Source organism: Pseudomonas sp. GW822-FHT07A10 (genome assembly GCF_058798795.1).
Genome location: NZ_JBXAKV010000010.1, coordinates 125,634 through 139,048, shown reverse-complemented (window position 1 = coordinate 139,048; position 13,415 = coordinate 125,634). Strand labels below are relative to the sequence as shown.

Below are 13,415 nucleotides of genomic sequence, written 5' to 3'. Positions count from 1 at the left end.
TTCGGGATGTTTTTTGCGAAGGCTCTAGCTTGCGGTTTTTGGTCGATTACCTGAACGCTCTGGATCGAGGCAGAGCCGAGGGCTGCAATTTCTTGACGTAAAAAAACCCGGACACTGTCCGGGTTTTCATTGGTTCGCTTCGGCGCTTTATTCAGCCGCCGGCGCTTCCGGCTTGCGGCGTTTCAAAGGTGCCATGCCGTCCTTGCTGACCAGCGACAGGGCGTCGGTCTTCGGGCGGTTGGCGATCTTGCGCTTGGTTGGGGCCTTGGCGCCGGTTTTCTTCTTGTCGCCCTTGGCGTCGACCTTTTTCTTCTTCACGCCAACGGCTTTGCCCGAGGCCTTGACCTTTTTCGGTCCGCCGTAGGTGCCTTTGACTTCCTTGATGGTGCGGCGCTCGAAGCTCTGCTTGAGGTAGCGTTCGATGCTCGACATCAGGTTCCAGTCGCCGTGGCAGATCAGCGAGATGGCCAGGCCATCGTTGCCGGCGCGGCCGGTGCGACCGATGCGGTGAACGTATTCGTCGCCGCTGCGCGGCATGTCGAAGTTGATCACCAGGTCCAGGCCGTCCACGTCCAGGCCACGGGCAGCGACGTCGGTGGCGACGAGGATTTTCACCCCGCCCTGCTTCAGGCGGTCGATGGCCAGTTTGCGGTCTTTCTGGTCCTTCTCGCCGTGCAGCACGAACGCTTTGTATTCCTGCGCCACCAGGCGGCCGTAGATACGGTCGGCCATGGCCCGGGTGTTGGTGAACACGATGGCCTTCTGGTAGGTCTCGTTGGCCAGCAGCCAGTTGACGATCTGTTCTTTGTGCTGGTTGTGGTCAGCGGTGATGATCTGCTGACGGGTGGTTTCGTTCAACTGGCTGACCGCGTTGAGCTGCAAGTGCTCAGGGTTGTTCAGGACCTTGGCGATCATCTCGCGCAGGCCCGAACCGCCGGTGGTGGCGGAGAACAGCATGGTCTGCTGACGGTTGGTGCACTCGTCCACCAGACGCTGCACATCTTCGGCAAAGCCCATGTCGAGCATGCGGTCGGCTTCGTCGAGCACCAGCACTTCGACTTCCTTGAGGTCGAGGTTGCCGGCGTTCAGTTGCTCGATCATCCGGCCCGGCGTACCGATCAGGATGTCCGGCACCTTGCGCAGCATGGCGGCCTGGACCTTGAAGTCTTCACCGCCGGTGATCAGGCCGGACTTGATGAAAGTGAACTGAGCGAAGCGCTCGACTTCCTTGATGGTCTGCTGGGCCAGCTCGCGGGTCGGCAGCAGGATCAGGGTCTTGATGCTGACGCGGACTTTGGCCGGGCCGATCAAGCGGTTGAGGATCGGCAAAACGAAGGCGGCGGTTTTGCCGCTGCCGGTTTGCGCTGTCACCCGCAGGTCACGCCCTTGGAGCGCCAGCGGAATAGCCGCTGCTTGCACAGGCGTTGGCTCGACAAATTTAAGCTCGGCCACGGCTTTGAGCAGACGTTCGTGCAGGGCGAATTGGGAAAACACGGGTGCTACCTCGAAGAAATACAAAAAAACAGCTGCATAGGGTAACGGTTTCGAGCGCGAAGGCCGAGTTTCTTTATACAAACGGCTGCAAACAGTGGCTTTTTTGTTGCCTGATTTGTCTCAAAACGTCATCCGCAACCTCTTAAATGCTCTAATCGCCCCGTCGCGCCCTACAGAAGAAGCGTTTTCACCCATGGATATCAAACAGCTCTGGCTCAACGCCCAAGACCTCTGGGGTGCCCTTGATCAGCACCCGCTCCTGCATTCCACACTCGCGCTGATGTTGCTGCTGGTGGTGGCGCTGGTGCTCGGACGAGTGGCGCGTTACCTCATTCTTCATGCGACCAAAATGCTCGGCCGCCAGCCGGCGTTGCACTGGGTCAACGATTTTCGCCACAACAAAGTGTTTCATCGCCTGGCGCAAATGACGCCATCGCTGGTGATCCAGTTCGGCCTGCACCTGGTGCCGGAGTTGGGCAAGACCAGCCTGAACTTCCTCGGCAACGTAGCGCTGGCGTTCACCATCCTGTTCCTGGTGCTGGCCATCAGTGCGTTGCTCAATGCCCTGCTGGACATCTATGCCCGCACCGAACACGCCCGCACCCGCTCGATCAAGGGTTATGTGCAACTGACGAAAATGGTGTTGTTCGTGTTTGGCGCGATCATCATCGTCGCCACGTTGATCGACCGTTCGCCGCTGTTGCTGCTGTCGGGTCTGGGCGCCATGTCGGCGGTGATTCTGTTGGTCTACAAAGACACCCTGTTGTCATTCGTCGCCAGCGTGCAACTGACCAGCAACGACATGCTGCGGGTCGGCGACTGGATCGAGATGCCGCAAGTCGGTGCCGACGGTGACGTGGTGGACATCACTTTGCACACGGTCAAGGTGCAGAATTTCGACAAGACGATTGTGTCGATCCCGACCTGGCGCCTGATGTCCGAGTCGTTCAAGAACTGGCGCGGCATGCAGCAGTCCGGCGGACGGCGGATCAAGCGCAGCCTGTTCATCGACGCCAGCGGCGTGCGATTCATTCGTGACGACGAAGAGCTGAAGCTGTCCCAGGTGCATTTGCTGACTGACTACATGAGCCGCAAGACAGCCGAGCTCAAGGCCTGGAACGAAGCCCAGGGCAACGTCGCGGCGATGGCGGCCAACCGTCGGCGGATGACCAACATCGGCACCTTCCGCGCCTATGCGCTGGCGTATCTGAAAAGTCACCCGGAGGTTCAGCAGAACATGACCTGCATGGTGCGGCAGATGCAGACGACGGCGCAGGGGATTCCGCTGGAAATCTATTGTTTCACCCGCACCACGGCGTGGGCGGATTACGAGCGGATTCAGGGGGATATTTTCGATTATCTGCTGGCGGTACTGCCGGAGTTCGGATTGAGTCTTTATCAGCAGCCGAGTGGCGGGGATTTAAGGGCCGGATTGCTTCCGGCCATGTTAGGCGCGAGCCACATTCCGGAGCCGGAAAAACACATCATGTAAACACCGCCCCTGTAGGAGCATGGCTTGCCCGCGAAGGCGGAGTGTCAGTCAACATAGTTATCGACTGATACTCCGCCTTCGCGGGCAAGCCATGCTCCTACAAGGGTAACGGTGTTATTTGACCTGACGCTGCGGCGCCTTGTGCACCATGGTGTAGGCGTAATCCACGCCCATGCCATACGCGCCGCTGTGCTCCAGCACCAGTTCCATCACCGCCTCGTAAGTGTCTTTGTGTGCCCAGTCACGCTGGTATTCCAGCAGCACTTGTTGCCAGGTGACCGGCACCGCGCCTGCCTGAATCATCCGCTGCACCGACATGTCGTGAGCTTCTTTGGTGGTGCCGCCAGACGCGTCGGTCACGATGTACACCTCGTAGCCTTCAGCCAGGGCTTCCAGCGCCGGGAAGGTCAGGCAGACTTCAGTCCAGAGCGCGGCAATGATCAGCTTCTTGCGGCCGGTGGCTTTCACCGCATCAACCAGCGCCTTGTCTTCCCAGGAGTTCATCGAGGTGCGCTCGATCGGCTTCTGCTCTGGGTGAACAGCCAGCAACTCCGGCCAGATGAAGCCGCTGAAGCTTTCGGTTTCAACTGAGGTGTAGATCGTCGGCACGTTGAAAATCTTCGCGGCCTTCGCCAGACCCACGGTGTTGTTCTTCAGGGTCTGACGGTCGATCGACTGCACGCCGAACGCCATTTGCGGCTGGTGGTCGATCAGGATCAGGGCGGAGTTGGTTGGGTTGAGCAATTCACGGTTAGACATGGCGCGTTCCTTTTGATGTCGATTTGTTTAATGAGTATTGGGTGAGTCACTTGCCTCAAGCTGTTTGCTTGCTGGCTTGGAAGTAACTTTACGGGCTAGATAAAAAAGGGACAATTACCTAAAATCGAGAATAATTGATTCTAAAAAAGGGACAATCGTGGATCGGATCGAATGCATGCGCGCCTTTGTCGTGACGGTTGGCGAGAACGGCTTCGCAGCTGCCGCTCGCGCGATGGACGTGCCGCGATCAAAGGTGAGTAAACAGATTCAGGCGTTGGAGGAAGCAATCGGCGTGCAATTGCTGCAGCGCACCACGCGCAGCCTGCACTTGACCGAGGCTGGCGCCGAGTATTTCGAGGCGGCGCGGGAGGTGTTGTCCGCGCTGGACGAGGCCGAGCAGCGCGCTCGAGACGGCATCGGCGAGCTACGTGGGGTGTTGCGGGTGAATGCGCCGATGTCGTTCGGCCTGCATCGCCTTGGACAGTTGATTCCGCTGTTCCATGAGCAGCATCCGAACATCGAGCTTCAACTGGTGCTCAGCGATCAACAGGTCGATCCAGTGCGTGGCGGCTTCGATGTGACGATTCGCATCGCCAGCATGCCAGACTCGACCATGATCGCCCGGCAACTGGCACCGGCACCGCGGATCATGGTGGCCTCCCCCGCCTATCTGGCGCGTGCAGGCATACCGCGGACTCCGCAAGACTTGCGCGCGCATCAATGCCTGAATTACGGGTATCTGCAAAGCGGCGTGAGCCTGCAGTTGTGCAATGGCAAGGAGACGCAACGGGTCAACGTTTCCGGCCCGTTGCACGCCAACAACGGCGACTTGCTCGCTCAGGCCGCCGAAGCCGGGATGGGCATCGCCCTGCTGCCTGATTTCATTGTGGAAGACGCGTTGGCGACAGGCCGGCTGGTGCCGGTGCTGTGCGAGTGGCAGGCACCAGCGATTACCATCAACGCGGTTTACCCTTCCTCGCGTCGCGTACCGCAAAAGACCCGGGCATTTATTGAGTTTCTGGTGGCGCAGTTGGCGCCGAATTAACCCGGTTTAGTGTGCAATGACGGGTTGGCGTACACCCAACCGGCTGATCCACACCGCCGCCAGAATGACCGATCCACCCAACAACAACCGCCCCAACTCTTCATGCTGATTCCAGATCAGCAAATTGATCAGCAACCCCACCGGCACATGCAGATTATTCATCACCGCCAGCGTCCCGCCATTCACCAGGCACGCGCCCTTGTTCCACCAGTACAAGCCCAGCGCGGTCGAGACCAGTCCGAGGAACAGCAGCACGCCCCATTGCAGCGGCGCTTCGGGCAGGAAGTTCTGTTTGCCGAACAGCAGAAATGCCGGCAACGCCACCGCCAATGCGCCCAGATAGAAGTAGCCGAATCGCCGGTAATGCGGCAGATCGCTCGGATGGCGGGCCACCAGATGTTTATAGAGCACCTGCCCGGCGGCGTAGGTGAAGTTGGCCAGTTGCAGCAACAAAAAGCCCATGAAGAAGTCCGGATTGATCCGGTCGTAGCGAATCACTGCCGCACCCGCCACGGCCACCAATGCCGCGATCAAGGCCCACGGATTGAAGCGCCGGTTCAGTGCGTCTTCGATCAGGGTCACGTGCAGCGGCGTGAGGATGGTGAACAGCAACACTTCCGGCACCGTCAGCACGCGGAAGCTCAAATACAAACAGACATAGGTCACACCGAACTGCAGCGCGCCGATCAGCAACATCCCGCGCATGAACGCCGGCTCGACCGAACGCCAGCGTGTCAGCGGAATGAACACCAGCCCCGCCAGCAGCACTCGCACAAGCACCGCAAAGTAACTGTCGACATGACCGGCCAGATACTCGCCGATCAAACTGAAGGAAAACGCCTGGATCAGCGTGACAAAAAGTAGATAGCCCATGCTCGCCTCGTTTCGAATGGCGGCGACGATAGCGGTTTTTGCCCGTTATCGCGAACGGTCGGCCAACAACAGGCCCGTTCCCACAGGATCATCAGCGCCCACTAAATCCCAGGCAAAAAAAAGCCCGATCTCGCTAAAGCGTTCAATCGGGCTAGAGCACTCAGGAGCAATAAGTGCAAAGGGAGGTTCGATGCGCGTACAGGCTTGAAGGGTTGCGCCAGGTCACTAGACCATCCAGCGATTATCTGGCGATTAACGACTCAGGCGACCTGGGCCAGTTTGGCGTTGGCCTGGTTCAAGCCTTTCTCCTGGAAGTCGCCGCCCAGGTTCATGCCTTCGGCGTGAATGAACGTGACATCGTGGATGCCGATGAAGCCCATGACTTGACGCAGGTAAGGTTCCTGATGATCCGCAGTGCTGCCGGCGTAGATCCCGCCGCGAGCGGTCAGCACGTAGGCGCGCTTGCCGCTGAGCAAACCTTGCGGACCGGTCTCGGTGTATTTGAAAGTCACGCCGGCACGCAGCACATGGTCGAGCCAGGCTTTCAGGGTGCTCGGAATCGCGAAGTTGTACATGGGCGCTGCCATCACCAGCACGTCGGCGGCCAGCAGTTCGTCGGTCAATTGGTTGGAGCGTTCCAGCGAGGCCTGTTCGATCTCGTTGCGTTGTTCAACAGGTTTCATCCAGCCGCCCAGCAGGTTGATGTCCAGGTGCGGCACCGGGTTGACGGCCAGGTCACGGACGGTGATCTGGTCGGCCGGGTGTGCGGCTTTCCACTGGCTGATGAAGGTCTGGGTCAGCTGGCGGGAAACCGAGTCTTGCTGACGGGCGCTGCTTTCGATGATCAGAACGCGGGACATGGGATGTAGCCTCCATCTGAGAATGCTGTAAGTCGATGGAGTGAAGGTTAAACAGAGTCATATCGATGAAAAAGCGCAAATAACTGCTATAAAGCATCGATAAATTCGTTTATAAGCGAAGCATGCCCAGGCGACATGCTCCGCTTGAGGTCATTTCGGGGTGCAAGTCAGGTCGATACGCAGCTTGATGATGGTGCGGGTGAACTTGGCCGTGGCGTTTTTGTGTTTTCCGGCGGGTACGTCGATCTTGCGGGTGCGTGGCGCTTCCGGGCCGTTATTGAAAACCACTTTGCAAGTGACGTCGGTGTCGCCGTAGTTGTTGACCTGAATGGAGCCGATGTCGGCGTCCGTGTCGTAGGCGTTGTAGTCGACCTTCAAACCGTTGAGCTGTTTATTGACATCGATCGGATAGGCAAACGCAGTCAGAGGCAACATCGCCAACACCGCACACCCCGCCATCACACAACAGATTTTTTTCATTCGGCAGTCTCCAATAAGAACTGCCAGCTTAGGACAAGAGGAGCTCAACATGAAAGCGCCCCGCGTGACCCTTGATCAATGGCGAACGTTGCAGGCCGTGGTCGATCACGGAGGTTTCGCCCAGGCCGCCGAAGTGCTGCACCGTTCGCAATCGTCGGTCAGCTACACCGTAGCGCGCATGCAGGACCAACTCGGCGTGCCGCTGTTGCGCATCGATGGCCGCAAAGCGGTGCTCACCGAGGCCGGCGGCGTGCTGCTGCGCCGTTCCCGGCAACTGGTGAAACAGGCCAGCCAACTGGAAGACCTGGCCCACCACATGGAACAAGGCTGGGAAGCGGAGGTAAGGCTGGTGGTCGACGCCGCGTACCCGAGCGCCCGCCTCGTCCGCGCCTTGACCGCGTTCATGCCGCAAAGTCGTGGCTGCCGGGTGCGGCTGCGCGAAGAAGTGTTGTCGGGTGTCGAAGAGGTCCTGCTTGAAGGCGTGGCCGACCTGGCCATCACCGGCCTCAGTATTCCCGGTTACCTTGGCGCGGAATTGAGCGACGTCGAATTCGTCGCGGTCGCCCACCCAGAACACCCGCTGCATCGCCTGAACCGCGAACTGAACTTCCAGGACCTGGAGACTCAGATGCAAGTGGTGATCCGCGACTCCGGCCGTCAGCAACCGCGAGATGTCGGCTGGCTCGGTGCCGAACAGCGCTGGACCGTCGGCAGCCTGGCCACTGCCGCGACCTTCGTCAGCAGCGGTCTGGGCTTCGCCTGGTTGCCCCGGCACATGATCGAGCGCGAATTGAAGGAAGGTACGCTCAAGCTGCTACCGTTGGACCAAGGCGGCAGCCGCAACCCGAGTTTCTATCTGTATTCGAACAAGGACAAACCCTTGGGCCCGGCCACGCAGATTCTCATCGAACTGCTGCGCACCTTTGACACCGCGCCGCTGGATGCGCCCTTCGCCGCGCCCGAACAAGCCTGACACGGAGTGTACCCATGGCCTATTTCGAACATGAAGGTTGCAACCTGCATTATGAGGAATATGGCCACGGCACGCCGTTGCTGCTGGTTCACGGATTGGGCTCCAGCACCCTGGACTGGGAAATGCAGATCCCGGCGCTCGCCGCCCACCATCGGGTGATCGTGCCGGATGTGCGCGGCCACGGGCGTTCCGACAAACCCCGTGAGCGTTACACCATCGCCGGGTTCAGCGCCGACCTTATCGCGCTGATCGAACACTTGAACCTGGGCCCTGTCCATCTTGTGGGACTGTCGATGGGCGGTATGATCGCTTTTCAACTGGCGGTGGACCAGCCGCAACTGCTCAAGAGCCTGTGCATCGTCAACAGCGCGCCCGAGGTCAAACGGCGCAGCCGCAACGACTATTGGCAGTGGTTCAAACGCTGGAGCCTGATGCGCGTGCTGAGCATGGGCACCATCGGCAAGGCCCTGGGCGCAAAACTGTTTCCCAAGCCGGAACAAGCTTCGTTACGACAAAAAATAGCGGCGCGCTGGGCAAGAAACGACAAACATGCTTATCTCGCCAGCTTCGATGCCATCGTTGGCTGGGGGGTTCAGGAACGACTTTCCAGGGTTTCCTGTCCAACCCTCGTCGTCAGCGCCGACCGTGACTACACCCCGGTCGCGCTGAAAGAAACCTATGTAAAACTGCTGCCCGATGCGCGGCTGGTGGTGATCGCCGATTCGCGCCACGCCACCCCGCTGGATCAACCCGAACGCTTCAACCAAACGCTGCTCGAGTTTCTCACCGCAGTCGACACCACCACTCAGGATCACTGACCCATGCTGAAAAAAATCGCCCTCGTCGCCGGCTCCGTTCTGTTTGCCGCCAACCTGATGGCCGCCACGCCGGCCAAGGCACCGCACGTGCTGCTGGAGACCACCAACGGCCAGATCGAAATCGAACTGGACCCGGTCAAGGCGCCGATCAGTACCAAGAACTTCCTTGAGTACGTCGACAGTGGCTTCTACAACAACACGATCTTCCACCGTGTGATCCCGGGCTTCATGGCTCAGGGCGGTGGTTTCACTGCACAGATGCAACAGAAGGAAACCAAGGCACCGATCAAAAACGAAGCCAGCAACGGCCTGCATAACGTGCGTGGCACACTGTCGATGGCGCGTACCTCGAACCCGGATTCGGCCACCAGCCAGTTCTTCATCAACGTGGCCGACAACGCCTTCCTCGATCCGGGTCGCGACGCCGGTTACGCCGTCTTCGCCAAAGTGGTCAAGGGCATGGACGTGGTGGACATCATCGTCAACTCTCAGACCACCACCAAACAAGGCATGCAGAACGTGCCTGTCGACCCGGTGCTGATCAAGTCGGCCAAGCGCATCGACTGAGTACACCGGCAGTCTTGAGCGGTGGCCGGTCGATATCCGGCGCCGCTCATATCGTTTAAAGGAGAGCCCGTACGCGGGCGGAGAACTGATGCTTTATCGCCGTTTCGAAAAACTGATCGACATTTTCCGCGACGCCCCGACGGCGGCTCCACCGAGCCGGGTTCTCTCCTTCTACACCTACTACCTCAAGCAGGTCTGGCCAATCTTCGCCGTTTTGTTGGTCGTCGGCCTGTTCGGCGCGCTGATCGAAGTGGCGCTGTTCAGCTACCTGAGTCGCATCATCGACCTGACCCAGAACACATCCAACGTCGACTTCTTCAAGGTCCACGGCGTGGAATTGGCCTGGATGGCAGCGGTGGCGCTGATTCTGCGCCCCTTGTTCCTCGCCCTGCATGACATGCTGGTGCACCAGACCTTGAGTCCCGGCATGACCAGCCTGATCCGCTGGCAGAACCACAGTTACGTGCTCAAACAGAGCCTGAATTTCTTCCAGAACGACTTCGCCGGGCGCATCGCCCAACGCATCATGCAAACCGGCAACTCCCTGCGCGATTCTGCCGTGCAAGCGGTGGATGCGCTGTGGCACGTGCTGATCTACGCGATCAGCTCGCTGGTGCTGTTCGCCGAAGCCGACTGGCGACTGATGATCCCGCTGCTGATCTGGATCGCCGCCTACATCGGCGCGCTCTACTACTTCGTGCCGCGGGTGAAAGAGCGTTCGGTGGTGTCCTCCGATGCGCGCTCCAAACTCATGGGGCGGATCGTCGACGGCTACACCAACATCACCACCCTCAAGCTGTTCGCCCACACCAACTTCGAACAGCAGTACGCCCGCGAAGCCATCGCGGAACAGACCGAAAAAGCCCAACTGGCCGGCCGTGTGGTCACCAGCATGGACGTGGTCATCACCAGCATGAACGGCCTCTTGATCGTCGGCACCACCGGGCTGGCCCTGTGGCTGTGGACGCAGTCGCTGATCAGCGTGGGCGCGATTGCCTTGGCCACCGGGCTGGTGATCCGCATCGTCAACATGTCCGGCTGGATCATGTGGGTGGTCAACGGCATTTTCGAAAACATCGGCATGGTCCAGGACGGTTTGCAGACCATCGCCCAACCGGTCAGCGTCACCGACCGCGAACAGGCAAAACCCTTGGCGGTGGCCCGTGGCGAAGTGCGTTTCGAACACGTCGATTTCCACTACGGCAAGAAGAGCGGGATCATCGGCGACCTCAACCTGACCATTAAGCCCGGCGAAAAAATCGGCCTGATCGGCCCCTCCGGCGCCGGCAAATCGACGTTGGTCAACCTGCTGCTGCGCCTGTATGACGTGCAGGGCGGGCGGATCCTCATCGACGGCCAGAACATCGCCGAAGTCGGGCAAGAAAGCCTGCGCGAACGCATCGGCATGATCACCCAGGACACCTCACTGCTGCACCGCTCGATCCGCGACAATTTGCTGTATGGCAAACCCGACGCCACCGACGCCGAACTCTGGGAAGCGGTGCACAAGGCCCGTGCCGACGAGTTCATCCCGCTGCTGTCGGACTCCGAAGGCCGCACCGGTTTCGATGCCCATGTCGGTGAGCGCGGGGTGAAACTCTCCGGTGGCCAGCGTCAGCGGATTGCCATCGCCCGGGTGCTGCTCAAGGACGCGCCGATCCTGATCATGGACGAAGCCACCTCGGCACTGGATTCGGAAGTCGAAGCAGCAATCCAGGAAAGCCTCGAAACCCTGATGCAGGGCAAAACCGTGATTGCCATCGCCCACCGTCTCTCGACCATCGCCCGGATGGACCGCTTGGTGGTGCTGGAAAACGGCAAGATCGCCGAAACCGGCAGCCACGCCGAACTGCTGGCCCATGGCGGTTTGTATGCACGGTTGTGGCAACACCAGACCGGCGGGTTTGTCGGGATCGATTGAGCCGCGGTCTTGGCGCCATCAGCCATGCACAAGAACACCAGAAACCGCCAGACCCCGCAAACCAAGGGCTCTGGCGGTTTTTATGGCCACTGGAATTCCGCAAAAACCCTGCTGTACTCAGCCAGAGTACTGGAGATGGTTCTGTAGTCCATCTACCGGATGCACAACGACAGTGTTATCTCGACAGGGAACTCGCTATGTCTTTGTTCAAACGTTCGGCTACAGAATTGGTAGGTACGTTCTGGCTGGTATTGGGGGGTTGCGGCAGTGCAGTTCTGGCGGCAGCGTTTCCAAACGTGGGGATCGGTTTACTCGGGGTGTCCCTGGCATTCGGTTTGACGGTACTGACGATGGCCTTCGCCATCGGCCACATCTCGGGTTGTCATCTCAACCCTGCGGTTTCGGTCGGACTGGTCGTCGGCGGACGCTTCCCTGCCAAAGAACTGCCCGCCTACATCATCGCCCAGGTGATTGGCGGAATCATCGCAGCGGCCCTGCTGTACTTCATCGCCAGTGGCAAACCCGGCTTCGAACTGGCCAGTGGCCTGGCGTCCAATGGCTACGGCGAACACTCGCCAGGCGGCTACTCGATGGCGGCGGGGTTTGTCAGTGAACTGGTGATGACCGCCATGTTCATCCTGATCATTCTCGGCGCCACCGATAAACGCGCCCCGGCCGGGCTGGCGCCCATCGCCATCGGCCTGGCGCTGACCCTGATCCATCTGATCTCGATTCCGGTCACCAACACCTCGGTCAACCCGGCCCGCAGTACGGGGCCGGCGCTGATTGTCGGGGGTTGGGCGATTCAACAACTGTGGCTGTTCTGGCTGGCGCCGATTTTGGGGGCGGTCATCGGTGGTGTGATGTATCGCTGGTTGGGCAAAGAAGACAGTTAATCTGCGCGACTGAGCCTGCAATCAACGGCGAAGATCAACCTTGTCGATAAGGCAAGGCGGTCTTCGCCTCTTCTGCATACCCCAGCACCCCGGCGCGTTCGCGCTCGAGGAAGTCTTTCACCGCCGACTTCAAGCCCGGATGGCGCAGGTAATGCCAGGAATGGGTGATCACCGGTTCAAAGCCACGAATCAGTTTGTGTTCGCCCTGAGCGCCGGCGTCGAAACGCTGAAAGCCGTTGGCAATGGCGTAATCCATACCCTGATAGAAACAGGTCTCGAAGTGCAGGCGATCGAACTCCGCCAGGCACCCCCAGTAACGGCCATAAAAGCTGTCGCCGCCGACCAGGCTGAAGGCCATGGCCACCGGCCGTGAACCTTGTTTGGCCAGCACCACGCGAATCGACTCTGGCATGCGCTCGGCCAACAGACTGAAAAATTCCCGCGTCAGGTAAGGCGTCTGCCGACGCACCGCGTAGGTATTGGCGTAGCAGGCGTACACGAAGTCCCACTGCGCCTGGGTCAGCTGCCGGCCTTCCAGCCATTCGAAGTCGATGCCCTGCCCCGCCACTTGCTCACGCTCCTTGCGCATTTGCTTGCGCTTACGCGAACTGAGGGCGTCGAGAAAGTCCTGAAAATCCCGATAACCACGATTCTGCCAGTGGTACTGACAGCCAATGCGCTGCAACCAGCCTGGCTGTTCGGCCAATGCAGCGTCGGTGAACGGATCGGTGAAATTGATGTGGGCGCTGGAAAGTTTTTCTATCTCCAGATAACCCGGCAGGCTCTGCAAGAGTTCGAAACCGTCCTCGATCGTCGCCGCCAGTAATCGCGGCCCGCTGACCGGACTGAACGGCACCGCCGTCAACAGTTTGGGGTAGTAGTCGATACCCGCACGCTCACAGGCATCGGCCCAGGCATGGTCGAACACGTATTCGCCGTAGGAATGCCATTTGCGGTAACTGGGCAGCGCGGCGATCAGGCGCTCGCCTTCGACATGCAGCAGATGCTCGGGCTGCCAGCCGGAATGCGGGCCCAGGCTGCCGCTGTCTTCCAGTGAACCGAGGAACGCGTGGCGCAGAAACGGCTGATTCTCCGGCACCAGGGCATCCCAGGTACGGGCTGCGATTTGCGACAGTGTATGCAGACGTTGCAGCGGCATTTTCCTCTCCACATCTTGGCGTGACAGCTCCGCGAGTATCGCCGATCGCAGAGCGATCCACACGCGTCAATCCAATAC

Annotated in this window: 13 protein-coding genes; 7 read left to right on the top strand and 6 right to left on the bottom strand. The window is 59.7% G+C overall.

The window, feature by feature from the left end:
- Positions 1 to 147: 147 nt before the first annotated feature.
- A complete protein-coding gene (locus tag AC1RL4_RS18205) occupies positions 148 to 1,494 on the bottom strand; it encodes a DEAD/DEAH box helicase (protein ID WP_019580783.1) in 1,347 nt (448 codons plus the stop codon).
- Positions 1,495 to 1,687: 193 nt separating this feature from the next.
- Between AC1RL4_RS18205 and AC1RL4_RS18200 the strand changes: the two genes are divergently transcribed.
- Positions 1,688 to 2,986 carry a mechanosensitive ion channel family protein gene (locus AC1RL4_RS18200; RefSeq protein ID WP_096479684.1) on the top strand — a complete coding sequence of 433 codons (1,299 nt, stop codon included), beginning with the start codon at positions 1,688 to 1,690 and terminating at the stop codon, positions 2,984 to 2,986.
- 114 nt (positions 2,987 to 3,100) lie between these two features.
- Here AC1RL4_RS18200 and AC1RL4_RS18195 read toward each other — a convergent pair whose 3' ends face one another.
- A complete protein-coding gene (locus tag AC1RL4_RS18195; protein WP_007934054.1) occupies positions 3,101 to 3,745 on the bottom strand; it encodes a hydrolase in 645 nt (214 codons plus the stop codon).
- A 157-nt stretch (positions 3,746 to 3,902) separates the two neighbouring features.
- Here AC1RL4_RS18195 and AC1RL4_RS18190 point away from each other — a divergent pair, with 157 nt between their 5' ends.
- Positions 3,903 to 4,790 carry a LysR family transcriptional regulator gene (locus AC1RL4_RS18190; RefSeq protein ID WP_230175593.1) on the top strand — a complete coding sequence of 296 codons (888 nt, stop codon included), beginning with the start codon at positions 3,903 to 3,905 and terminating at the stop codon, positions 4,788 to 4,790.
- A gap of 6 nt (positions 4,791 to 4,796) precedes the next feature.
- On the opposite strand, the gene AC1RL4_RS18185 is transcribed toward AC1RL4_RS18190, so the two are convergent.
- The 3 genes from AC1RL4_RS18185 to AC1RL4_RS18175 all read right to left on the bottom strand — a co-directional run bounded on the left by AC1RL4_RS18185 (position 4,797) and on the right by AC1RL4_RS18175 (position 7,003).
- The gene (locus AC1RL4_RS18185; protein ID WP_019580786.1) at positions 4,797 to 5,663 is read right to left on the bottom strand and encodes a carboxylate/amino acid/amine transporter; all 867 of its coding nucleotides are present in this window, start codon (positions 5,661 to 5,663) and stop codon (positions 4,797 to 4,799) included.
- A 260-nt stretch (positions 5,664 to 5,923) separates the two neighbouring features.
- The gene (locus AC1RL4_RS18180; protein WP_019580787.1) at positions 5,924 to 6,523 is read right to left on the bottom strand and encodes an FMN-dependent NADH-azoreductase; all 600 of its coding nucleotides are present in this window, start codon (positions 6,521 to 6,523) and stop codon (positions 5,924 to 5,926) included.
- A 150-nt stretch (positions 6,524 to 6,673) separates the two neighbouring features.
- The gene (locus tag AC1RL4_RS18175; RefSeq protein WP_007934049.1) at positions 6,674 to 7,003 is read right to left on the bottom strand and encodes a hypothetical protein; all 330 of its coding nucleotides are present in this window, start codon (positions 7,001 to 7,003) and stop codon (positions 6,674 to 6,676) included.
- A gap of 49 nt (positions 7,004 to 7,052) precedes the next feature.
- Here AC1RL4_RS18175 and AC1RL4_RS18170 point away from each other — a divergent pair, with 49 nt between their 5' ends.
- The 5 genes from AC1RL4_RS18170 to aqpZ all read left to right on the top strand — a co-directional run bounded on the left by AC1RL4_RS18170 (position 7,053) and on the right by aqpZ (position 12,178).
- The gene (locus AC1RL4_RS18170) at positions 7,053 to 7,976 is read left to right on the top strand and encodes a PA3225 family LysR-type transcriptional regulator (RefSeq protein WP_019648027.1); all 924 of its coding nucleotides are present in this window, start codon (positions 7,053 to 7,055) and stop codon (positions 7,974 to 7,976) included.
- A gap of 14 nt (positions 7,977 to 7,990) precedes the next feature.
- Positions 7,991 to 8,794, top strand: coding sequence for an alpha/beta fold hydrolase (locus AC1RL4_RS18165; protein ID WP_230175594.1), 804 nt, complete (start codon positions 7,991 to 7,993; stop codon positions 8,792 to 8,794).
- A 3-nt stretch (positions 8,795 to 8,797) separates the two neighbouring features.
- Complete coding sequence (locus tag AC1RL4_RS18160; RefSeq protein ID WP_007934039.1) at positions 8,798 to 9,361, top strand: peptidylprolyl isomerase A; 564 nt, start codon at positions 8,798 to 8,800, stop codon at positions 9,359 to 9,361.
- Positions 9,362 to 9,449: 88 nt separating this feature from the next.
- Positions 9,450 to 11,282: an ABC transporter ATP-binding protein gene (locus tag AC1RL4_RS18155; protein WP_028939358.1), complete on the top strand. Its 1,833-nt coding sequence runs from the start codon at positions 9,450 to 9,452 to the stop codon at positions 11,280 to 11,282.
- A 197-nt stretch (positions 11,283 to 11,479) separates the two neighbouring features.
- Positions 11,480 to 12,178 (top strand): aquaporin Z, encoded by a 699-nt coding sequence (gene aqpZ / locus AC1RL4_RS18150; protein WP_018926734.1) that lies wholly within the window; start codon positions 11,480 to 11,482, stop codon positions 12,176 to 12,178.
- Positions 12,179 to 12,212: 34 nt separating this feature from the next.
- Here aqpZ and AC1RL4_RS18145 read toward each other — a convergent pair whose 3' ends face one another.
- Positions 12,213 to 13,337, bottom strand: coding sequence for a GNAT family N-acetyltransferase (locus AC1RL4_RS18145; RefSeq protein ID WP_019580789.1), 1,125 nt, complete (start codon positions 13,335 to 13,337; stop codon positions 12,213 to 12,215).
- Between the last annotated feature and the right edge of the window lie 78 nt (positions 13,338 to 13,415).

Bases quoted from the DNA above. Each gene is read 5' to 3' on its own strand.
- AC1RL4_RS18200 (WP_096479684.1), top strand. From the start codon at position 1,688: ATGGATATCAAACAGCTCTGGCTCAACGCCCAAGACCTCTGGGGTGCC.
- AC1RL4_RS18195 (WP_007934054.1), bottom strand. From the start codon at position 3,745: ATGTCTAACCGTGAATTGCTCAACCCAACCAACTCCGCCCTGATCCTG.
- AC1RL4_RS18185 (WP_019580786.1), bottom strand. From the start codon at position 5,663: ATGGGCTATCTACTTTTTGTCACGCTGATCCAGGCGTTTTCCTTCAGT.
- AC1RL4_RS18180 (WP_019580787.1), bottom strand. From the start codon at position 6,523: ATGTCCCGCGTTCTGATCATCGAAAGCAGCGCCCGTCAGCAAGACTCG.
- AC1RL4_RS18175 (WP_007934049.1), bottom strand. From the start codon at position 7,003: ATGAAAAAAATCTGTTGTGTGATGGCGGGGTGTGCGGTGTTGGCGATG.
- AC1RL4_RS18170 (WP_019648027.1), top strand. From the start codon at position 7,053: ATGAAAGCGCCCCGCGTGACCCTTGATCAATGGCGAACGTTGCAGGCC.
- AC1RL4_RS18165 (WP_230175594.1), top strand. From the start codon at position 7,991: ATGGCCTATTTCGAACATGAAGGTTGCAACCTGCATTATGAGGAATAT.
- AC1RL4_RS18160 (WP_007934039.1), top strand. From the start codon at position 8,798: ATGCTGAAAAAAATCGCCCTCGTCGCCGGCTCCGTTCTGTTTGCCGCC.
- AC1RL4_RS18155 (WP_028939358.1), top strand. From the start codon at position 9,450: ATGCTTTATCGCCGTTTCGAAAAACTGATCGACATTTTCCGCGACGCC.
- aqpZ (WP_018926734.1), top strand. From the start codon at position 11,480: ATGTCTTTGTTCAAACGTTCGGCTACAGAATTGGTAGGTACGTTCTGG.
- AC1RL4_RS18145 (WP_019580789.1), bottom strand. From the start codon at position 13,337: ATGCCGCTGCAACGTCTGCATACACTGTCGCAAATCGCAGCCCGTACC.